This is a genomic window from Stutzerimonas kunmingensis, from assembly GCF_002929225.1.
Taxonomy (GTDB): Bacteria; Pseudomonadota; Gammaproteobacteria; order Pseudomonadales; family Pseudomonadaceae; genus Stutzerimonas.
The window spans coordinates 200,237-220,057 of record NZ_PISM01000004.1; the positions used below are offsets into that span (position 1 = coordinate 200,237).

At 63.9% G+C, this 19,821-nt stretch carries 18 protein-coding genes and 1 pseudogene; 6 read left to right on the top strand and 13 right to left on the bottom strand.

Features of this window, described 5'->3' with window-relative positions; genetic code table 11:
• Positions 1-267, bottom strand: a complete 267-nt coding sequence (locus tag CW305_RS01970) for a hypothetical protein (protein ID WP_023444113.1) — start codon at positions 265-267, stop codon at positions 1-3.
• Positions 268-626: 359 nt separating this feature from the next.
• On the opposite strand from CW305_RS01970, the gene CW305_RS01975 reads away from it, so the two are divergent.
• Positions 627-1,532: a hypothetical protein gene (locus CW305_RS01975; RefSeq protein ID WP_023444114.1), complete on the top strand. Its 906-nt coding sequence runs from the start codon at positions 627-629 to the stop codon at positions 1,530-1,532.
• 55 nt (positions 1,533-1,587) lie between these two features.
• Here the strand turns inward: CW305_RS01975 and CW305_RS01980 are convergent.
• Positions 1,588-3,499: pseudogene (locus CW305_RS01980) on the bottom strand (autotransporter domain-containing protein).
• Positions 3,500-3,839: 340 nt separating this feature from the next.
• Between CW305_RS01980 and CW305_RS01985 the strand changes: the two are divergent.
• A complete protein-coding gene (locus CW305_RS01985) occupies positions 3,840-5,036 on the top strand; it encodes a GGDEF domain-containing protein (protein ID WP_104096972.1) in 1,197 nt (398 codons plus the stop codon).
• Positions 5,037-5,039: 3 nt separating this feature from the next.
• Here CW305_RS01985 and pncB read toward each other — a convergent pair whose 3' ends face one another.
• The 4 genes from pncB to hmpA form a co-directional block, all read right to left on the bottom strand.
• On the bottom strand, positions 5,040-6,242 hold the full coding sequence (gene pncB / locus CW305_RS01990; RefSeq protein ID WP_104096973.1) for a nicotinate phosphoribosyltransferase: 1,203 nt from the start codon (positions 6,240-6,242) through the stop codon (positions 5,040-5,042).
• A 289-nt stretch (positions 6,243-6,531) separates the two neighbouring features.
• Positions 6,532-6,702, bottom strand: coding sequence for a con-10 family general stress protein (locus tag CW305_RS01995; protein WP_003299895.1), 171 nt, complete (start codon positions 6,700-6,702; stop codon positions 6,532-6,534).
• A 234-nt stretch (positions 6,703-6,936) separates the two neighbouring features.
• Complete coding sequence (locus CW305_RS02000) at positions 6,937-7,170, bottom strand: hypothetical protein (protein ID WP_014819394.1); 234 nt, start codon at positions 7,168-7,170, stop codon at positions 6,937-6,939.
• Positions 7,171-7,221: 51 nt separating this feature from the next.
• Positions 7,222-8,400: an NO-inducible flavohemoprotein gene (gene hmpA / locus CW305_RS02005; RefSeq protein WP_014819395.1), complete on the bottom strand. Its 1,179-nt coding sequence runs from the start codon at positions 8,398-8,400 to the stop codon at positions 7,222-7,224.
• A 273-nt stretch (positions 8,401-8,673) separates the two neighbouring features.
• Here hmpA and CW305_RS02010 point away from each other — a divergent pair, with 273 nt between their 5' ends.
• Complete coding sequence (locus tag CW305_RS02010) at positions 8,674-8,898, top strand: DUF2188 domain-containing protein (RefSeq protein WP_014819396.1); 225 nt, start codon at positions 8,674-8,676, stop codon at positions 8,896-8,898.
• A gap of 35 nt (positions 8,899-8,933) precedes the next feature.
• Here CW305_RS02010 and pyk read toward each other — a convergent pair whose 3' ends face one another.
• The 5 genes from pyk to gcl all read right to left on the bottom strand — a co-directional run bounded on the left by pyk (position 8,934) and on the right by gcl (position 15,649).
• Positions 8,934-10,349: a pyruvate kinase gene (pyk, locus tag CW305_RS02015; protein ID WP_104096974.1), complete on the bottom strand. Its 1,416-nt coding sequence runs from the start codon at positions 10,347-10,349 to the stop codon at positions 8,934-8,936.
• A 32-nt stretch (positions 10,350-10,381) separates the two neighbouring features.
• Positions 10,382-11,653 (bottom strand): glycerate kinase type-2 family protein, encoded by a 1,272-nt coding sequence (locus CW305_RS02020; RefSeq protein ID WP_104096975.1) that lies wholly within the window; start codon positions 11,651-11,653, stop codon positions 10,382-10,384.
• A gap of 327 nt (positions 11,654-11,980) precedes the next feature.
• Positions 11,981-12,871: a 2-hydroxy-3-oxopropionate reductase gene (locus tag CW305_RS02025; protein ID WP_104096976.1), complete on the bottom strand. Its 891-nt coding sequence runs from the start codon at positions 12,869-12,871 to the stop codon at positions 11,981-11,983.
• A 28-nt stretch (positions 12,872-12,899) separates the two neighbouring features.
• On the bottom strand, positions 12,900-13,682 hold the full coding sequence (gene hyi, locus CW305_RS02030; RefSeq protein ID WP_104096977.1) for a hydroxypyruvate isomerase: 783 nt from the start codon (positions 13,680-13,682) through the stop codon (positions 12,900-12,902).
• Positions 13,683-13,867: 185 nt separating this feature from the next.
• Positions 13,868-15,649, bottom strand: coding sequence for a glyoxylate carboligase (gcl, locus tag CW305_RS02035; protein WP_104096978.1), 1,782 nt, complete (start codon positions 15,647-15,649; stop codon positions 13,868-13,870).
• 109 nt (positions 15,650-15,758) lie between these two features.
• On the opposite strand from gcl, the gene CW305_RS02040 reads away from it, so the two are divergent.
• Positions 15,759-16,667, top strand: a complete 909-nt coding sequence (locus CW305_RS02040) for a LysR family transcriptional regulator (RefSeq protein ID WP_014819402.1) — start codon at positions 15,759-15,761, stop codon at positions 16,665-16,667.
• A 5-nt stretch (positions 16,668-16,672) separates the two neighbouring features.
• Here CW305_RS02040 and uraH read toward each other — a convergent pair whose 3' ends face one another.
• Both uraH and CW305_RS02050 read right to left on the bottom strand, forming a co-directional pair.
• Positions 16,673-17,083 carry a hydroxyisourate hydrolase gene (uraH, locus tag CW305_RS02045; RefSeq protein WP_104096979.1) on the bottom strand — a complete coding sequence of 137 codons (411 nt, stop codon included), beginning with the start codon at positions 17,081-17,083 and terminating at the stop codon, positions 16,673-16,675.
• A gap of 16 nt (positions 17,084-17,099) precedes the next feature.
• Positions 17,100-17,603 carry a GlcG/HbpS family heme-binding protein gene (locus tag CW305_RS02050; RefSeq protein WP_104096980.1) on the bottom strand — a complete coding sequence of 168 codons (504 nt, stop codon included), beginning with the start codon at positions 17,601-17,603 and terminating at the stop codon, positions 17,100-17,102.
• A gap of 142 nt (positions 17,604-17,745) precedes the next feature.
• On the opposite strand from CW305_RS02050, the gene CW305_RS02055 reads away from it, so the two are divergent.
• Together CW305_RS02055 and CW305_RS02060 are read left to right on the top strand one after the other, a co-directional pair.
• Complete coding sequence (locus tag CW305_RS02055) at positions 17,746-18,420, top strand: heavy metal response regulator transcription factor (RefSeq protein WP_058065212.1); 675 nt, start codon at positions 17,746-17,748, stop codon at positions 18,418-18,420.
• Positions 18,417-19,775: a heavy metal sensor histidine kinase gene (locus tag CW305_RS02060; protein ID WP_104096981.1), complete on the top strand. Its 1,359-nt coding sequence runs from the start codon at positions 18,417-18,419 to the stop codon at positions 19,773-19,775. Before CW305_RS02055 ends, CW305_RS02060 begins: the two co-directional genes overlap by 4 nt.
• The last annotated feature ends 46 nt before the right edge of the window (positions 19,776-19,821 follow it).

A 19,821-nucleotide genomic window follows, 5' to 3' on the forward strand; every position in this document is an offset into this window, starting at 1 on the left:
TCAGGCGAGTACGCGCTGGCCTCGGTAAATGCGTACCGTGGCGCCGCTGCTGGCCGCGCGTGGTGGAGGTGGTGCCGGCAACCGATCACTGAACGCGGCGAGCTGGCGTCCGAGTTCGCGGGTCAGCTCATCGTTGGAGTTCATGCACCCGGCAAGCATTGCCGTAACCGCATCCGGTTGGTCGAGATGGATGTCGAGTTGCTGCTCATCGCGAAGTCTGCGTCGCAGGCTGCGCATGCAGTCGATAACCGCCTTGTTCAGCTCCATGCTGTGTTCCTCGTGAATTGCCCTAAGGCCCAACATCCCTGTCGGAAGTGTCTATCCGCTGGCAAGAGAGACAGAGCAAGTGGCGTACCAATTTCCGGCGTTGCTGCGCGGTTTTTGCATCTGGCAGGCGAAGCGCCCGGCTGGCGAGGCCTGCAGACTGCCCGTAGGCGATGGTCACCGCTGTGGTGCCTGTTCGCGGGGCTGCCGAGTGCGCCATTCGATGCACCGTGATGCGTATCACAAGCGGCGCACTGCTCTACCACGGTGCATCTGCTCCACCGGCGCGCCGTCACTGATGGGCACGCCCTGAATCGTTATACTGCGCGCTGTATTTCGCACCGCGCCATTGAAGGTACCCCATGCGCAACGATGCTCACGACGAACTGGACAACATTCCCAGCCTGACCGCAGGCCGTGACCGCGTGGAGCCCTATCCGGCGCCGGATCTCGAGCCGATCCGCAGAACCGCCGATGAGCCTGTGGATGACGGGCGCTCCCGCCAGAAACGTCGCCCTGCAAGCACTGCTGGCAAGGTGAGTACGGCGCCGCTGTGGGTCATGGTGCTGGCCTTGCTCCTCAGCCTTGGCGCGCTCGGTTGGTGGAGTTATCAGAAGATCGCCATGCTGGAAATGCAGCTGGTCGCCACCCAGGAAAGCTTCGCGCGTATCAGTGAGGATGCCGCCGGACGACTGCAGGACATCAGCGGGAAAGTCGTTGCGACCGAGTCCAATGTGACTACGGAAAGCGAGGCGGTGAAACTGCGCATCAAGCAGCTTGAGCAACAGGCCATCGATCTTGACCGCAAGCAGCAGGCCTTTGCTACCGAACAGCAGAGTCTGACTGGCAAACAGGGCAATCAGGATCGACGCATGGACGAGCAGGGCAAGCGCCTCGAGCAGCTGGGTGCCGACCTGCAGGCTCAGCAGGGGAGTACTGCGACACTGGCAGAGAGCGTCAAGGCGTTGGGCAGCGAGCAGGCGTCACTCAAAACGACCCTGGACGAGCAGGGCAAGCTGGCCGGACGGGTCGACAGCTTGAGCAAGGACATCGCGGCGCTGAAGCAGGGCGGTAACCAGAGTCAGGCGATCAGCCGGCTGGAGCAGGACATCCTGGTGCTGCGCAGTGAGCTGGACAATCGGCCGGCGCCCGCGCCAAACGCGATCAACACCGCCGAGTTCGACTCCTTCCGGGCTCAGGTCACCCGCACCATCAATTCCATGCAGGGGCAGATCGCCAATCTGCAAGGTCAGCTCGACGGACGTTAACCGCGTAAGAGCCGCCGCGCGTATTCGCGACGGCGGCCTTTGCGCTCTACGAACCTTACAGGTCCCAGGCCAGTGACAGCCCCACTCCGTGGTCGCGGTTATCGTTGCCGCGGTAATGGTAGTTGGCGCGCAGCGCCAGACCGGGCGTCAGGCGGTGCGTCAGGCCCACGCTGAAGCGCGTCTGGTCGCCGGTCGGTACCGCGCCCGGCAGCTCGAAGCTGTTGCCCGACACACTGTTCAGCGACATGCGCAGGTCACGCCGATCCTCGTCCTCGCGCTCCACCTCCCGCGCCACCTCGCCGAATAGCCGCGTGCGTTCGCTCAGCGCATAGTCGCCGAACAGGCCGAGTGAGAGGCGCAGCGAATCCAGTTCCTGATCGTCATAGCTCAATGCAGTGGAGCGCTCGCCCTGCTCGCTGTAACCATCGACTTCGACCTTCTGATAGCTGGCACCGACGAATGGGCCGAACTGGAGTTGATCGCCTGGCTGCATCAGGTTGAAGCCAGCCTTCGCCGCCGCACCCCATAGCGTGCCTTCGGTGTCACCCTTTTCCGTGCGCTCGCTGATGCCAAGGGCGAACGTACGCTTGAGGTCGTGGTAGTCCAGATACCCGGCGCTGAGGCTGAAGTCGGCGAACAGACGCTGGTATTCGTAACGGGCGAAGGCCGTGGCCAGGTAGCTGCGCATGTCGTACTCGGAGTCGTTTCTGCCCAGTTCCAGCGAGTTTTCCGCCAGGCCCAGGCTGACGCCGGCCAGCCACGTCTCACTCAAACGCTGGGTAACACCAAGCGACAGACTCAGGCCCGCTACCGTCACCGCCACCGTAACCGTCGTACTCAGGCCGGTTGTAACCACCCTGGACGAAGGTGCGCCAGGCGCCGACCGCCTGCCAGTCGCCGCGCCGCGCAGACAGTTCGTTGTCCAGTTGCTGCAGGTGAGCGCGCAGTGCCGAGCGGCCCATTTCCGGTAGCAGGGATACTTCCCACGGCGCGGAAATGATCGAGTACAGGTAGTCGGCGCTGATCTGATGAACAGCGGTGGTTGGATGGACGGCGTCGTTGAACAGCAGGCGGTTAGGATCAGGTGCTGTGCCGCCGAGGCTGTAGGTCGGGTCCGGCAGGCAGGTGCCGCCCGACGCATCGAAACACACGGCTGTCTGTGCCACGTTGGGGTCGAAGCCGAAGGCGGCCAGGTCAGCACGTACCTCGGCCAGCAACAGGCGGTTGTTCACCAGCACGTAGTTGCCACCCTGGGCTTGCAGCTGGCTCGCCAGCTCGGTGTTGAACTGGTCGCTTAGAAAGTTGAATGTGGCGGCCTGGCCAGTGATGAAGCCCAGTGGCGTGGTGCCGACGTCCGGCAGATCGGAGACGATGATGTAGCGCGCGCCCGCGGTCTGTAGTGCAGCGACGCCAGCCACCAGATTACCGGCGGCGTCAGCCATCGTGACCGGGTTGGTGCCGAGCTGGAAGATGTCGTTACCGCCGCCGTTCAGGTAGTAGAGAGCATTGCTGTCGACGCGTGGGTTCTCGACCAGATAGCCGGGCCGGGTCCGGGTAGAGCCGCCCGCGGAAACGGTCGAGTCGAGGGTGATCGAATCGAGAATCTGGTCGGTGCGGTAACCGCCGACGGCATAGTTGGTGCCGTCCGGATTGCCTGTGAGGACTGCCGGTAACAGCGGCGTGGAGGGTAACGATTGAAGGCCCAGCATGCTCGCCAGGCGTTGCGTACCGACCTCGCCAATATATTCGCCGGCACCGTAAGTGGGGCCGGTTCGGTTGGTGAAGCGCAAGCCTCCGGTAGGGTTGCCCCCGAGGGTCGGGCTTTGCAGGTCGGGAAAGTTGCCAGCATCGCTCAGCGAGTCGCCGAATACGACGAACTGACTGAACGGGCCGTCATCGGCGATGGCCGCGTCTGTCGCGCAGGTGAGTAGAACGGCTGCCGCAAGCGGTTTGAGGGCGCTCTGCACGGGTAACTCCTTATTGTTCTTTTTGTTTGGATGCATCGCTCGCACATGCGCGGGCGATCCGGCCACGCTATTGGGAGCCGCCAGCGGGTATAAGCGCCCGAAAGGGCGATTTTTCCGAACGGTAGATCGTTCTTAGGAGTTACTTGCAGCTTTGATTTCATTGTCCTGGCTCAAGGGTTTTTGATGGCCAACTGATACCATTCGCCGCGCTTGCGCTTCTGTGGACGCCCAATGCGCCGCCGAACGGTGATGCGTTGAGACGGATATTGAAAAGCAGCGAGCGGCAACCGGAGCCGTCCGCTGTGTAAAGAACCTTCCCTGCCTGGGAGCACAATAATAAATGCCATCGATTCTCGACCTGCTGCGCAGTCGCCTGAGCTCGTTGCTGCCCAGCGAGCTCAAGCCCAGCGAGCTTCGCCATCTGCTGAGCCCGCGACGCCATCCACTGCTGCTCTGCCAGCGCCGCGCGACCCTGATTGTCAACCGCGTTCGCCTGTTCGCCTTTCTGTTCGCAGTGCTCACCCCGCTGTGGAGTCTGATTGATCTGATGGTGTTCGAGCCCAGGCTGTGGGCGGCGCTGGCCGGTTTTCGGATGATGGCGTGCCTGGCGTTCACCTGCCTGCTGCTGTTCTACCGTCCAAGCGGCAATCTGCTCGATGCCTATCGGGCGATCGCAATCCTGTTCGCCATCCCGACGATCTTCTACATCGCCTCGCACACCTTGCTCGGCAGCTATCAACTGGCGCAGTTCTCCGCCGTGGTCGGCGCCGGCTACGCCTTTCTGCCGTTCGTGCTGATGGCCGGGCTGACCATCTTTCCCCTGACCCTGGTGGAGAATCTGGTGCTGTCCAGCCTGTTGTTGCTGGCCCAGGCGCTGGCTGGCTATCTCAGCTGGGCGACGCTGAACTGGCCGTCGTTCGCCGGTGCCTTCTGGCTGCTGATCCTGATCGCCGGCGTCGCCAGCCTGGCCAGCATGAGCCAGCTGGCGTTCATGTTCGCGCTGGTGCGCCAGGCCATCCGGGACCCGCTCACCGGGGTCTTCTCCCGCGGCAGCGGCGAGGAGATCCTCCGGCTGCAGTGGGACAGCGCACAGCGCAAGAATGGTCCGCTGGCGCTGGCATTCATCGACCTCGACCACTTCAAGTCGATCAACGACAACCATGGCCACGAATCCGGCGATCAGGTACTGCGCGAGGCGGCCAGGCGTCTGGTGGCGACGCTGCGTGGCTCCGACAGCCTGCTGCGCTGGGGCGGCGAAGAGTTCCTGCTGATCATGCCGGAGACCGACATGCAGCAGGCGCACATGGCGCTCGAGCGCATCATTGGCCAGGGCCTCGGCGTGCGGCCGGACGGTGCGCCGCTGACGGCGAGCATCGGGCTGGCCGAACGCCGTTGCGATCAGGTCGCGGACTACCGTGACCTGCTGGAGCTGGCGGATAAGCGCATGTACTGCGCCAAGACGAGCGGGCGCAATCGCCTCTGCGCCATGGAGCCGGAGGCTGTGCAGCCGCCCCAGGCATTCGCCGTGGGAGGCTAGTCGTCAGCCATTGGCCAAGCCGAAGACGTGTCGCATGTAGCTGACGAATGCCTCGTCGCGGCACATGGTCTTGCCCGGCGAGTCGGAGATTTTTGCCACCGGCTGACCATTGCAGGCGGTCATCTTGATGACCATGTTGGTCGGCTCCACGCCCGGGATGTCGCAGGTCAGTCCGGTGCCGATGCCGAAACTCGGATTGCTGCGCCCGATCAACGCGCGATGGAGTTCCAGCGCTCTGGCCAGGTCCAGGCCATCGGAGAAGATCAGCTGGCGGGTTTTCGGATCGATACCCAGGCGCTGGTAATGCGCGATGGCCTTCTCTGCCCACAGCAGAGGGTCGCCAGAGTCATGACGCAGGCCGTCGAACAGCTTGGCGAAGTACAGATCGAAATCGCGCAGGAAAGCATCCATGGTGATGCAGTCGGTGAGCGCGATGCCCAATGCCCCACGATATTCGCGAACCCAGCAGTCCAGCGCCGCAACCTGGCTGTCGATCAGCCGCGGGCCGAGTTGCTGGTGCGCCATGATCCACTCATGGGCCATGGTGCCCATCGGCTTCACATTCCGCGTGCGTGCCAGATGCACATTGCTGGTGCCGGCGAACCGGCCGGGAAAATCGCATTGCAGTCGGTCCACCACCATCGCCTGTACGGCAAAGGAGAAACGACGGCGTGTGCCGAAATCCGCCAGGGTGAAGCTGGCCAGTTCGTCGCTGCTGGCCTGGCTGCGTAGCCAGTGCAGCTTCTCATCCAGTCGGTCGCGCGCCTGGGCCAGCGTCACCGCCGGGTAGCGCGCGCGGTTGCGCACCTCGCTGACGATGGCCAGCAGCGGCACTTCGAACAGGATCACATGGAGCCAGGGGCCGCGCAGGTGCATCACCAGCTCGCCGTTCTCGATGCTCACCTGCAGATAACGCAGATCGAAACGGAACAAACCGAGGAAGCGGATGAAGTCGGGCTGCATGTAGGGGATGCGCTCGAGGTAGGCCAGCTCCTCGGTTGTCATCTGCAGCTCGGCAAGCGCCTCGATCTGCTGGCGGATCTCGTCGAGGTAGGGCGTCAGGTCCTCACCGGAGCGGCTGCGGAATGCCCACTCCACCTCCGCGTTCGGATAGTGATGCAGCACCGCCTGCATCATGGTGAGCTTGTAGAAATCGGTATCCAGCAGGCTCTGGACGATTCGTTCGGAAAAGGCGCTGCTGTTCATCGACCGCTCCAGCTTGAAATGCCTGTCGATGATATCGACAAACGGCAAGGGATGCAGGTCATCGTTATAAGTTAGGAATGAATAAAATAACCGCAGATATCAGCTTCTGCTTGGCCGTCGCTTTGCGCAAAAGGCTTATAAATATAATTCTGCCGGCTATATATCGATCGGATAGCAATATCACATTACTTTTGCGATGTCGTTTTTGATTATTCGCTTAACGGATTGAATGAAGAAATGAAGAAGGGCAGGGCCGTACGGCGCCTGCCCTTCTTCATTTCTTCAGCTTTTAGCTGCTGCGGCCACCGCCGTGGCTGTTCTGGCCACCCTTGCGGCCGGCCTCGGAGGCCTTCTCGCGGTCGTTGGCGAAGTTGCCGCCGCTGTTGTGACCACCCTTGCGGCCGGCCTCGGAAGCTTTCTCTCGATCGTTGGCGAAGTTGCCAGGATTACTATTTGCCATGTGTTTTTCTCCTCAATTGGATAGACACGTTCACAAACGGCTGAAAGAGAGAGATCAATCAGCCTCACAGTGTCAGAGGAAGACTTCAGACAAGAGTTTCGGTGAATTCAAAAGTGTAGACGAATGGTTTTCCCCATGTTGCGTATGACTATGGCGGACTGAAATTACAGGCGAAGCGGCAAAGTTGCAGGAACGAATTACGATTATCCGAGAGCGGAATTATCCAACCGCGCCTCAGGCCGCAAGTTTCGTCTTGCGCTCGGCCAGAAGGCGCATCACGTAGCCGATCTTCAGCGCCGTGGGGCCGAGGATGACCAGCGCATGGGCCGCGATGATGCTGCCCATCGCCAGATGTCGATCGAACAGGTAGGCGCCGCTGATGCCCAGCAGCAGGAGCAGTATGCCTGCGACCATCAGCGCATTTGCGGCGCCCATCAAGCGTTGTGGAGAAGCTGAGTGATAAAGCATGACTGAATCTCCTTCGGGGAGAGGCTCGCGCCGGGCGAGCCTCCGAATGGATCAATCGAGTGCCGAAGCGGGACCGAAGAACTCGTAGCGGGTTTGCTGTTCCGGCACACCGAGTGACTTCAGCTGACGGCGGACGGCAGCCATGAAGGGTTTCGGCCCGAGGAAATAGGCGTCCACGTCGCGGTCTTCCGGTAGCCACCTGCCAAGCTGTTGCTCGGTCAGGCGGCCAACGGCATCCGGCGCGGCATCTGCGCCGTCGTGCTCCTCATAGCAGTAGAAACGCTTGAGCTGGGCGTGACGCTCGGCCAGCGCGTCCACGCTGCGGCGGAACGCATGCACGCCGGCATTGCGCGCGCAGTGGATGAAGTGCACTGGTCGTGCGCTGGCCAGAGCCTGTTCCAGCATCGCCAGGGTAGGCGTGATACCGACGCCGCCGCTGATCAGCACCAGGGGCTTGTCGCCCGGTTCGAGGGTGAACTCGCCAGCCGGCGCGAACAGCTCCAGCACGGCACCTTCGGGCATGGCATGCAGCGCGTTTGAGGCGACGCCGCCGGGCTCGCGCTTGACGCTGATGCGGTATTCGCTGCCATTGCTGGCGGCGGACAGCGAGTAGTTGCGGCGCACCTCCTGGCCGTCGACCTCCAGGCGCAGGCCGATGTACTGGCCGGGCAGAAAGTCCATCAACGCGCCGCCATCTTCCGGCTGCAGGTGAAAGGAGGTGATCTCTGCGCTTTCGACGGTCTTGCGCGCAATGCGAAAACGCCGCGCCCCCCGCCAGCCTCCATCCGCCTCGGCCTTGGTCTGGTAGAGATTCTCCTCCTGACCGATAAGGATGTTGGCGAGTTGCTGGTAGGCGGCGCCCCAGGCGTCGATCACGGCGTCGGTAGCGATCTCGTCGCCGAGCACTTCGCGGATCGCCCGCAGCAGGCAGGAGCCAACCAGCGGGTAATGCTCGGGCAGTACCTGCAGCGCGACATGCTTGTTGATGATCTGAGCGACCAGCGGGCCGAGGGCGTCGAGCCGGTCGATGTGTTTGGCATACATCAGCACGCCGTTGGCCAGTGCACGCGGCTGTTCTCCGCTGGCCTGGTGGGCCTGATTGAACAGCGGGCGCACTTCGGGATGTTCACTGAGCAGCAGGTTGTAGAAATGGGTGGTCAAGGCCTCGCCGCCGCTTTCCAGCAGCGGCACGGTGGCTTTGATAAGGGCAGTCTGTTCAGCGCAAAGCATTGCTAACTCCTCTGATGGGAAAGTCGTCCTGTATTCGCGGGGCGAACACGAAACGTTCTGCCATAGAGGCTTTCAACAATCGTTCCAGGTCGAAAATTGACTTGAATCAAGGTTTGCAGGATGTGCGAGGTAAAAAGAACCTTGGCTTTCCATGGTGATATGGACCTTTAATGGTCGAAATCACCTTGGCGGTGACGATCGAACCTCGCCCGCTGGCAGCTTTCTTACCAGGGGCGATCCGCGATATTTCATTCAACAGCAGGAGAGAGGGCCATGGAGATCTATCACATCACTCACGAAGATGACCGCTGGGTGTTACGCGAAGAAGGCGATCAGCGCGCGTTGCTCGAAGCCGGGAATCGACAGGACATTCTCGATGAGACGCGCGACTACATGAAGCTGCGTACTGCGCTGGTGAACGTCCACGGCGACGACGGCAGCATCGAGGAGGAGCATCGCTACCCGCAGGAGCAGAACCCGCTGGAGACCAGGGGCTGACAGCTTGGCCATTGTGCGCTGGGTGGGCTGCCAACCTAGTCGAGGACTTCGATACGCAGCGTGTTGGTGGTGCCAGGTTGGCCGAGCGGCACGCCAGCGGTGATCAGCACCGTGTCACCACTGCCGGCCATGCCCTGGGCGCGCGCCAGCTCGAGGGCGTGGCTGCTGACCTGCTCCATATCGCGCATCGGTGCATCCACCACCGAATACACGCCCCAGGCCACCGTGAGCTTGCGCGCGGTGGCGGTGCTCGGCGTCAGGCTTAGGATCGGCGTGGCCGGGCGCTCGCGCGAGGCTCGCAGGCTGGAGCGGCCTGATTCGGTGTAATTGACCAGCACCGCAATCGGCAGGATGCCACTGATGCGGCGGATCGCGCAGCTGATGGCATCCGGCAGGGTGGCCTCCGCGTTTGGTCGGTGCACGTCGAGTTGGGCCTGGAAGTCTGGGCCGCCTTCGACCTGGCGGATGATCTTGCTCATCATGCTCACCGCTTCCAGCGGGTAGTCGCCCGAAGCGGTTTCCGCCGACAGCATCACCTCGTCTGCACCCTCGGCGACCGCGTTGGCCACGTCGGTGACCTCGGCGCGCGTCGGCGCCGGGGCGAAGCGCATGGATTCGAGCATCTGCGTCGCCACCACCACCGGGCGGCCGAGCTGGCGGCAGATGCGCACGATGTTCTTCTGAATGCGTGGCACATTCTCCGGCGGCACCTCCACGCCGAGGTCGCCACGCGCGACCATGATTGCGTCGGACAGCCGCGCGATCTCGCGCAGGTGCTGCACCGCTGAAGGTTTCTCGATCTTGGCCATGAGGAAGGCGCGCTCACCGATCAGCTTGCGCGCCTCGTGTATGTCCTGTGGGCGCTGGACGAAGGACAGGGCCACCCAATCCACGCCCAGCTCAAGGCCGAACGTCAGGTCGCGGCGATCCTTCTCGGTCAGCGGGCTAAGCTCCAGCACTGCTTCCGGCACGTTGACGCCCTTGCGGTCGGACAGCCCGCCGCCGGCGACCACGCGGGTGTCGATGGCATCGCTGTGGCGCGCGGTGACCGTCAGACGCAGGCGGCCATCGTCGATCAGCAGCTGCATGCCCGGCTCCAGCGCGGCGATGATCTCCGGGTGCGGCAGGTTCACGCGTCGGTTGTCGCCCGGCGTCGGGTCCAGATCCAGACGGAAGGCCTGATCGCGATCCAGCCGCACCTTGCCCTCGGCGAAGCGGCCGACCCTGAGCTTGGGCCCTTGCAGGTCCATGAGGATGCCGATCGGTTGGTTCAACTCACGTTCCACCTCGCGAATCCAGGCGAAGCGTTCGGCATGGTCGGCGTGCTCGCCATGGCTGAAGTTCAGGCGGAACAGGTTGACCCCTGCCGCGACCAGCGCCCGTACATCATCGATGCTGCGGGTGGTGGGGCCGAGGGTGGCAAGTATCTTGACCTTCTTGTCGGGTTTCATGGCGGGCTCGCTGGCAGGTGAGCGTCCTCGGTCTAGGCCGAGGGCGGCAGAATCAGGATGGCGCGGAAATCGTTGACGTTGGTACGCGTCGGACCGGTAACGATCAGGCTGTCCAGCGCGGCGAAGTAGCCATAGCCGTCGTTGTTGGCCAGCGCATCGGCGGCACGCAGGCCCTGTGCTTCGGCGCGGGCGAAGCTGTCCGGGGTCATCAGTGCGCCGGCGTTGTCCTCGGAACCGTCGATGCCATCGGTGTCGCCGGCCAGGGCGTAAACGCCGGGCAGGCCTTGCAGGCTTTCGGTGAGGGCAAGCAGGAATTCGGCGTTGCGTCCGCCACGGCCGTTGCCGCGCACAGTCACCGTGGTCTCGCCGCCGGAGAGAATTACGCAGGGCGCGGCGATCGGCTGGCCGTGCAGCACCACTTGGCGGGCAATGCCGGCATGCACCTTGGCCACCTCACGCGCTTCGCCTTCCAGGTCGCCGAGGATCAACGGGGTGATACCGGCGGAACGGGCTACTTCGGCTGCCGCATCGAGCGACTGCTGCGGCGTGGCGATCAGCTGGAAGTGGCTGCGCGAGAGCATCGGGTCGCCCGGCTTGAGGGTTTCCGAGCGCGGGTCCTTGAGCCAGGCGCGCACGTTGGCCGGCACCTCGATGTGGTAGCGCTCGAGGATCTCCAGTGCCTGCGCCGATGTGGTCGGATCGGCGACGGTCGGGCCGGAGGCGATCACCGTGGCTTCGTCGCCGGGCACGTCGGAAATCGCATAGGTGTATACGCTCGCCGGCCAGCAGGCCCTGGCCAGGCGGCCGCCCTTGATCGCCGAGAGATGCTTGCGCACGCAGTTCATCTCGCCGATGTGCGCGCCGGAACGCAGCAGCGCCTTGTTGATCGCCTGCTTGTCGGCCAGAGAGATGCCCTCGGCTGGCAGTGCCAACAGCGAGGAACCGCCGCCGGAAAGCAGGAAGATCACCCGGTCGCTTTCCTCGAGGTTGCTGACCAGCTCCAGTACGCGGCGTGCGACGCGCTCGCCGGCATCGTCCGGGACCGGGTGCGCGGCCTCCACCACCTCGATGCGGCGGCAGTCGGCGTGATGTTCGTAGCGGGTCACCACCAGGCCGGACAGCTCGCCTTCCCAGACCTGCTCAATGGCTTCGGCCATGGCCGCAGCCGCCTTGCCGGCGCCGATGACGATGGCTCGGCCGCTGCGGTCTTCGGGCAGATGGTCGGCGAGCACATGGCGCGGATGGGCGGCCTCGATGGCGCTATCGAACAGCTGGCGCAGCAGGGCTTGGGGATCGATGGGCATCTCTGGCTCCTTGGGTCTTGTTGCAGAGGCCGATTGCAGACCTTAGGGCTCGGCAATGCAAGCGCTAAGGGTTGAAATCGACCCGCCCGGCAGTCGGGCCGTGACTCCTTGTGCCGGGCGAATCGAAAAGGTGCCGTCCGCAGACGGCGGTTGGCGTTTAGGCGCGCGGGGCCCTGGTCGTGGGGGAGACGCGATGATTCCGACCCCGCGTACCTGCACACCAACCCTTTGAGCATCACTGGTGCCGAGCGTTGCGCTGACCCCACCACCTGGTCTGTCTGTCCCTGAAGATGGGGGCGCAGGCCCGACTCAGTGCGCTCGAAGGCTTTACTCCTTGCGGATCGAGAAATTGGCCATGTGCTCCAGGCCCTTGATCAGTGCCGAGTGGTCCCAGCCGCTGCCGCCGATGGCTGCGCAGGTGCTGAACACCTGCTGGGCGTTGGCGGTGTTGGGCAGGTTGAGGCCCAGCTCGCGGGCACCGGCCAGGGCGAGGTTGAGGTCCTTCTGGTGCAGGCTGATGCGGAAGCCCGGATCGAAGGTGCCCTTGATCATGCGCTCGCCGTGCACTTCGAGAATCTTCGAGCCGGCAAAGCCGCCCATTAGCGCCTCGCGCACCTTGGCCGGGTCGGCGCCGTTCTTCGCGGCGAACAGCAGGGCCTCAGCGACCGCCTGAATGTTCAGCGCGACGATGATCTGGTTGGCCACCTTGGCGGTCTGGCCGTCGCCGTTCTCGCCGACGCGGGTGATGTTCTTGCCCATCGCCTGGAACAGCGGCAGGGCGCGCTCGAAGGCCGCTTCGCTGCCGCCGACCATGATCGACAGGCTGCCGGCCTTGGCGCCGACCTCACCGCCGGATACCGGGGCGTCGAGGTACTCGGCGCCGCTCGCCTTGATCTTCTCTGCGAACTGCTTGGTGGCGCTGGGGGAGATCGAACTCATGTCGATCACCACCTTGCCCGGGCCGACGCCAGCGGCGATGCCCTGGTCGCGGAACAGCACGTCCTCGACCTGCGGCGTATCCGGCACCATGACGATGATGAACTCGGCCTCCTGCGCGACTTCCTGCGGGGTGGCCAGGGCGATGGCGCCGGCCTGCACCAGGTCGGCGGGTGCCTTGTCATGATGTTCGGAAAGGAACAATTGATGGCCTGCGTTCTGCAGGTTGCTTGCCATGGGCTTGCCCATGATCCCGGTGCCGATAAATCCGATCTTAGCCATGGTCGTTTCTCCTCAAATTCTGTTCGGGTCAGATGGCGTTGTGTGTCTTCAGCCAGGTGAGGCCTTCGGCGGTACTGGTGGCCGGCTTGTACTCGCAGCCGACCCAGCCCTGGTAGCCGATGCGATCCAGATGCTCGAACAGGAAGCGATAGTTGATCTCGCCGGTGCCCGGCTCGTTGCGACCGGGGTTGTCCGCCAGCTGGATATGGTTGATGGCCGCCAGGTTGTTCTCGATGGTCCGCGCCAGGTCTCCCTCCATGATCTGCATGTGGTAGATGTCGTACTGCAGGAACAGGTTGGCGTGACCGACCTTGCCGCGAATCTCCTGCGCCTGGGAGGTGTTGTTGAGGAAAAAGCGCGGGATGTCGCGGGTGTTGATCATCTCCATCACCAGGCGAATGCCGGCTTCCTCGAGCTTCTGCGCGGCGTAGCGCAGGTTTTCGATAAAGGTGATTTCCAGCTGGCCGAGGTCGGCGCCACGCGGGGCAATGCCGGCCAGGCAGTTGACCTGGGTGTTGCCCAGCACCTTGGCGTAGGCGATGGCCTGGTCCACGCCGGCGCGAAATTCCTCGACCCGCTCCGGCAGGATGGCGATGCCGCGCTCGCCACCAGCCCAGTCGCCGGCCGGCAGGTTGAACAGCACCTGGGTCAGCTGGTTGGCGTCCAGCCGGGCCTTGATCTCCTCGGCCGGGTGGTCGTAGGGGAACAGGTATTCGACGCCGGTAAAGCCGGCTTCGGCAGCGGCGGCAAAACGGTCAAGGAAATCGACCTCGGTGAACAGCATGGACAGATTGGCGGCAAAGCGGGGCATGGGGTTCTCCTTTTTTGTCTGTAGGGACAATCCGGTGATACTCATGGTGGTTGCGCGGCGCGCAGCCATCCGGGGTGTTGCGTTTGCGGTGGATGTGCTTCGCGACATCCACCCTACGGTTGCACTGCACTGCACTGGCGTAGGGTGGAAAACCGCGAAGCGTTTTCCACGCGTGTGGGTGATGCCTAATCCAGCAATCCAACCGCCGTCGGCGCGTCTTCTCGGCCTTCGGCCAGCGCCTCGAACTCGTTGATGGCGTCGATCTCGGTGCCCATGGCGATGTTGGTCACCCGTTCGAGGATCACCTCGATCACCACCGGCACCTGATGCTCGGCCATCCAGGCCTGCGCCTGTTCGATGGCCGGGCGCAGGTCTTCCTGCTTGAACACGCGCAGTGCTTTGCAGCCCAGCCCCTCGACCACCGCGACGTGATCGACGCCGTAGCCTTCCATGCCGCTCTGGTCGGCATTGATGTTCTCGAAGCCGAGCTGCACGCAGTAATCCATCTCGAAACCGCGCTGCGACTGGCGGATCAGCCCGAGGTAGGCGTTGTTCACCAGGATGTGGATGTAGGGCAGCTTGAACTGCGCGCCCACCGCCAGCTCCTCGATCATGAACTGGAAGTCATAGTCGCCCGAAAGCGCCACCACCTTGCGCGCCGGATCGGCGGCAACCACACCGAGCGCTGCCGGAATGGTCCAGCCGAGCGGGCCGGCCTGGCCGCAGTTGATCCAATGGCGCGGCTGGTAGACGTGCAGGAACTGCGCGGCAGCGATCTGCGACAGGCCGATGGTGCTGACGTAGCAGGTGTCCTTGCCGAAGGCGTTGTTCATGCACTGGTACACCCGCTGCGGCTTCATCGGCACGCTGTCGAAGTTGGTCTTGCGCAGCATGGTGCGCTTGCGCTCCAGGCAGTCGGCGGCCCAGGCGCGACGATCCGGCAGACGACCTGCGGCCTTGCGCTCCTTGGCTACCTCGACAAACAACTCGAGTGCGGCGCGGGCGTCGGAGACGATGCCGTAGTCCGGCGCGAACACCCGGCCTATCTGGGTCGGCTCGATGTCGACGTGAACGAAGGTGCGGCCCTTGGTATAGGTTTCCACCGAGCCGGTGTGGCGGTTGGCCCAGCGGTTGCCGATGCCGAGCACGAAGTCGGATTCCAGCATGGTCGCGTTGCCGTAGCGGTGGCTGGTCTGCAGGCCGCACATGCCGGCCATCAGCGGATGGTCATCGGGAATCGAGCCCCAGCCCATCAGCGTCGGGATCACTGGCACGCCGACGGTCTCGGTGAATTCCACCAGCAGCGCTTCGGCACCGGCGTTATAGATGCCGCCGCCGGCGACGATCAGCGGGCGCTCGGCGGCGCAGAGCATGTCGATGGCTTTCTCGATCTGCTTGCGGGTGGCGGCCGGCTTGTAGACGGAGAGCGGTTCGTAGGTCTCGACGTCGAATTCGATCTCGGCCATCTGCACGTCAAACGGCAGGTCGATCAGTACCGGCCCCGGACGGCCCGAACGCATCACGTGGAAGGCCTGCTGGAATACGCGCGGCACCAACGCCGGCTCACGCACGGTCACGGCCCACTTGGTCACCGGCTTGGCGATGGACTCGATATCCACGGCCTGGAAATCTTCTTTATAGAGCCGAGCACGCGGTGCCTGGCCGGTGATGCAGAGAATCGGAATGGAGTCGGCCCAGGCGGAGTAGAGACCGGTGATCATGTCGGTACCGGCCGGACCCGAGGTGCCGATGCACACGCCGATGTTGCCGGCCTTGGTGCGGGTATATCCCTCGGCCATGTGCGAGGCGCCTTCGACATGGCGGGCCAGAATGTGGCGGATGCTGCCGTCGGCACGCAGGGCGGAATACAGCGGGTTGATCGCGGCACCGGGGATGCCGAAGGCGGTGTCGATGCCTTCCTTGCGCAATACCGCGACGGCGGCGTCGATTGCTCTCATGCGGGCCATGGATCACACCTCTTATTCGATAGTTTTTCTACGTGGCTCAAGCATGCCGCCCTGGATTCGCTGGCGGAATTGGTCGAGACTTCAGTTCTGTCGATATCAGGAGTATCGAATGGATCGCTATACGACCCTGCGCAGCTTCGTGCTGGTGGCCGACTGCGGCAGCTTCGCCGCGGCTGCGCACAAGGAGAACGTCACCCCGGTGGTGATGGGCCGGCGGCTGGATGCGCTGGAGCGGCATCTGGGTGTGAAGCTGATGCACCGCTCGACGCGCGGGCTGTCATTGACCGATCTGGGTGAGCAGTATCTGGAGCGCGCCCGCGGGCTGCTGAAGGATTTCGATGAGGTGGATGCCAGCATCAGCCACGACCGCACTTCGGTGCGTGGCCATCTGGTGGTATCGGCGCCGGCGGCATTCGGCCGGCGACATATCGGCCCGCACGCACCTGCGTTCCAGGCGCGCTATCCGGACCTGCAGCTGTCGTTCAACTTCACCGACAGCGTGGTCGACCTGGTGCGCCACGGTTACGACATGGGCATTCGCATCGGCGAGGTGACCGACCCCAACTATGTGGCGGTGCGGCTGTTTCCGAACAGGCGGGTGGTATGCGGCTCGCCGGAGTACTTCGCCCGCCATGGCACGCCGACGGCATTGGAAGAGCTGACGCAGCACAACTGCCTGGCCTTCAACCTGCAGGGCGGGCAGCAGCGTGGCTGGACCTTCCTGCGCGACGGCAGACAGGTGGCGATCCGCGTGGCTGGCAATCTGGACTGCAATGACGGTGAGCTGCTGTTCGACTGGGTCAAGCAGGGCCTGGGCATCGGCTGGCGCTCGACCTGGGAGATCCAGGCCGAGCTCAAGCGCGGCGAGCTGGTCACGGTACTCGACGAGTACGCGCTGCCGGCCTACGACATCCAGGCGGTGTACCCGCAGCAGCGCTATCTGCCGGCCAAGGTGCGATTCTTCATCGATTACCTGAAGGACATCTACAACGCACCGGGCTATTGGGAGGTGCGCTGAGCGGCTCAGTTGCCGCGGTAGGTGGAGAAGCCGTAGGGGCTCAGCAGCAGGGGGATGTGGTAGTGCTCGACGCTGCCATCGGCTTCGAAGATCACTGGAACTTCGGGGAAAAAGGTGCTGGCCTTCTGCGTGGCGAACCAGTCGCCAGTCATGAAGGTGACGCGGTAGGTGCCTTTCTCCAGCGCCTTGCCTTCGGGGTATAACGCGGTGACCCGACCTTGAGCGTTGGTCTCGCCGCTGTTGAGTGATTTCCAGGTGTCACCCTGACGTTGTTCCAGTGTGACGCGCACATCCGGTGACGGCAGGCCGCTTTCCAGATTGAGCACATGCACACTGAGCGGATTGCCGGCGGCCAGGGTGAGACCGGACAGGCCGCTGAGCATCAAGCCGGCGGCGATTGAACGTAGTGCTTTCATGGGGTTTTCCTTTTCTTCAGTGGGGGGAGGGCAGCAGTTTTTCGATGGCGGCCATGGCGCAGGCCTCGTCGTTCTTGGCACCGCCGGCACCGGCCACGCCGATGGCACCGATCACCTCGTCGCCGACCTTCAGCGGCACGCCACCGCCGAGAAGCAACAATTCATCCAGCGTATTGAGGTTGGCGGCATCCGGCGTCGCGGCGGCGCGTTCAGCGAACAGACGGGTCGGGGTCTTGCTCGACAGCGCGGTGTAGGCCTTGCGCTGCGCCGCAAGGGTGTTGTGCGGGCCGACGTTGTCGTCGCGGCGCAGGGCCACGAGGTTGCCGCCGCGATCCACCACCGCAACCACTGCCGTGCGGTTTTCCGCGTGGCACTGATCCAGCGTGGCCTGGATCAGGCCGTCGGCCAGGGCCAGCGAGACGTTCTGTTGGGTGATCGGTGCTGGCGTGGCGGCGTTGGCGCTTAGGGCCGGGGTAAGTAATGCCAGCGTCAGCAATGACAGTGTGGCTGCGGTACGCATATCGGTTTCCTTGGGTGGCTGAGCTTCGGGGCGCATGGTGCCGATGCCTGCCCGTCAGAACCGTTGCCTGCGCATTACGCTTTTGTAATGGGTCGCAGTGCGGCGACTCCCATAACCTATGCGCCATCAGCGAGGTGATCCGATGCGAATTCTTGTGGTGGAGGACGAGGCCAAGACGGCCGATTACCTCAAGCGTGGTTTGGAGGAGTCAGGCTACCGTGTGGAGGTCGCGCGCAACGGCGTCGACGGCAAACACCTGATCGAGGAGGAGCCGTTCGACCTGGTGATCCTCGACGTCATGCTGCCGGGACTCGATGGTTGGCAGCTGGTGCAGGTGGTGCGCAAGCGTTCGACGCATACGCCGGTGCTGTTCCTGACGGCGCGCGATGCGGTGGAAGACCGTGTGCGCGGGTTGGAGCTGGGCGCAGACGACTATCTGGTCAAACCGTTCTCCTACGCCGAGCTGCTGGCTCGGGTACGCACCCTGCTGCGCCGCGGGCCGCCGCGCGAGGTCGAACGCTTTCACATCGCCGATCTGGAGCTGGACCTGCTGCGCCGCCGCGTTACTCGCCAGGGCGAGCGCATCAGCCTGACCAACAAAGAGTTTGCCTTGCTGCATCTGTTGCTCAGTCGCCAGGGCGAGGTGCTGTCCCGCGCGCAGATCGCCTCGCAGGTCTGGCAGATGAATTTCGACAGCGACACCAACGTGGTCGACGTGGCGATCCGCCGCCTGCGCGCAAAGGTCGACGATCCCTATCCGCTCAAGCTCATCCACACCGTGCGCGGTATGGGTTACGTGCTGGAGACAGCATCGTGAGGCTGTTGCCGCGCTCGCTCAGCCTGCGCCTGGCCATCGCTTTCGCCCTGGTGGCGGTGGTGCTGCTCGGTGCCATCGGCCTCTATCTGTACCGCTCGCTGGACCGGGAAATCAGTTGGCGTGACGATCAGGCACTGCTCGGTCGGCTGGAGCGCATGCAGGCCCTGCTCGAGGACAGCGCCAGCGTCGAGGCGCTTCGGCAGCGTCCCCAGCTTTACGAAAACATGCTGGGTAATCGCGACAGCCTGCTCTGGCTGCTCGATGCTCAGGGGCGCGCGCTGATCGAGATCAACCCGGCGCGGCTGTCCATTCCGACATTGCCGGCCAGCGCTGCAGCGGAGCTGACCGATACAGATGGAGCGCGGCTGGCCTGGCGGCGCCTGCCGGGCGAGGCGGGGCTGACGCTGGTCGCCGGGCGCATGCTCGCTGAGCGTGAGCAGATGCTCGCCGCCTACCGTGTAAAACTGTGGTGGGCGTTGAGCCTCGGCGCGCTGCTGGCGTCAGTGCTTGGCTGGCTGATCAGTCGGCGCGCCTTGCGTCCGGTGCGTCACCTGACCCGACAGGCCTTGGCGATCGACGTGCAGCACCCGCACCTGCGCCTAGACGAATCGGCGATGCCCAGCGAACTGGAGCCGCTGCGTGCCGCGCTGAACCAGATGCTCAATCGCTTGGAACAGGGCTTCGCGCGCCTGTCGCGCTTCAGCGAAGACCTTGCCCACGAGATGCGCACACCACTGGGCAATCTCATGGGGCAGACCCAGCAGCTGTTGCACAAGGACCGCGATTCCGAGGCCTATCACGCGCTGCTGGTGTCGAATCAGGAGGAGTACGAGCGTCTGGCGCGGATGATCGACAGCATGCTGTTCCTCGCCCGTGCCGAGCAGCCGGCTGCGGCCATCGAGCGGCAGCGCTTTGCATTGCCGGCACTGGTCGAGCAGCTGTGCGACTACTTCGAAGGCGTCGCCGAAGAGCGCGGCATTCAGCTGCTCGACGAAACCGAGGGTGAGCTGGTCGGTGACCCTGAGATGATCCGCCGGGCGCTGGCGAACCTGCTGGCCAATGCGTTGCGCTACGGCGCCAGTGACAGCCCGGTGCGCATCGTCAGTGGCTCAGGAGTAGGTTGGCGGTCGGTCAGCGTGATCAATCTGGGACCTCCGATCCCGCCCGAGCATCTGCCGCGGCTGTTCGATCGCTTCTACCGCTGCGACCCATCGCGCGCCGAGCCGGGCGATACCGGCGGCCTGGGGTTGGCCATCGTGCGCTCGATCATGCAGCTGCATGGCAGCGAGGTGAGTGTTCGCAGCGACGCCGGGGTGACCGAATTCACCCTGCGTTTCGCCGAAACGCCGGCCTGATTCCGATCATTGGCACCGGATCGGGACGCCGCACTGCGCTGTCACA

Coding starts and splice junctions, on each gene's coding strand:
- CW305_RS02040 (WP_014819402.1), top strand. CDS start 15,759: ATGGATCGCTATACGACCCTGCGCAGCTTCGTGCTGGTGGCCGACTGC.
- CW305_RS02010 (WP_014819396.1), top strand. CDS start 8,674: ATGGAGATCTATCACATCACTCACGAAGATGACCGCTGGGTGTTACGC.
- uraH (WP_104096979.1), bottom strand. CDS start 17,083: ATGAAAGCACTACGTTCAATCGCCGCCGGCTTGATGCTCAGCGGCCTG.
- CW305_RS02055 (WP_058065212.1), top strand. CDS start 17,746: ATGCGAATTCTTGTGGTGGAGGACGAGGCCAAGACGGCCGATTACCTC.
- hmpA (WP_014819395.1), bottom strand. CDS start 8,400: ATGCTTTGCGCTGAACAGACTGCCCTTATCAAAGCCACCGTGCCGCTG.
- CW305_RS01975 (WP_023444114.1), top strand. CDS start 627: ATGCGCAACGATGCTCACGACGAACTGGACAACATTCCCAGCCTGACC.
- CW305_RS01985 (WP_104096972.1), top strand. CDS start 3,840: ATGCCATCGATTCTCGACCTGCTGCGCAGTCGCCTGAGCTCGTTGCTG.
- CW305_RS02020 (WP_104096975.1), bottom strand. CDS start 11,653: ATGCCCATCGATCCCCAAGCCCTGCTGCGCCAGCTGTTCGATAGCGCC.
- hyi (WP_104096977.1), bottom strand. CDS start 13,682: ATGCCCCGCTTTGCCGCCAATCTGTCCATGCTGTTCACCGAGGTCGAT.
- pyk (WP_104096974.1), bottom strand. CDS start 10,349: ATGAAACCCGACAAGAAGGTCAAGATACTTGCCACCCTCGGCCCCACC.
- CW305_RS02000 (WP_014819394.1), bottom strand. CDS start 7,170: ATGCTTTATCACTCAGCTTCTCCACAACGCTTGATGGGCGCCGCAAAT.
- CW305_RS02025 (WP_104096976.1), bottom strand. CDS start 12,871: ATGGCTAAGATCGGATTTATCGGCACCGGGATCATGGGCAAGCCCATG.
- gcl (WP_104096978.1), bottom strand. CDS start 15,649: ATGGCCCGCATGAGAGCAATCGACGCCGCCGTCGCGGTATTGCGCAAG.
- CW305_RS01995 (WP_003299895.1), bottom strand. CDS start 6,702: ATGGCAAATAGTAATCCTGGCAACTTCGCCAACGATCGAGAGAAAGCT.
- CW305_RS02050 (WP_104096980.1), bottom strand. CDS start 17,603: ATGCGTACCGCAGCCACACTGTCATTGCTGACGCTGGCATTACTTACC.
- CW305_RS01970 (WP_023444113.1), bottom strand. CDS start 267: ATGGAGCTGAACAAGGCGGTTATCGACTGCATGCGCAGCCTGCGACGC.
- pncB (WP_104096973.1), bottom strand. CDS start 6,242: ATGAACAGCAGCGCCTTTTCCGAACGAATCGTCCAGAGCCTGCTGGAT.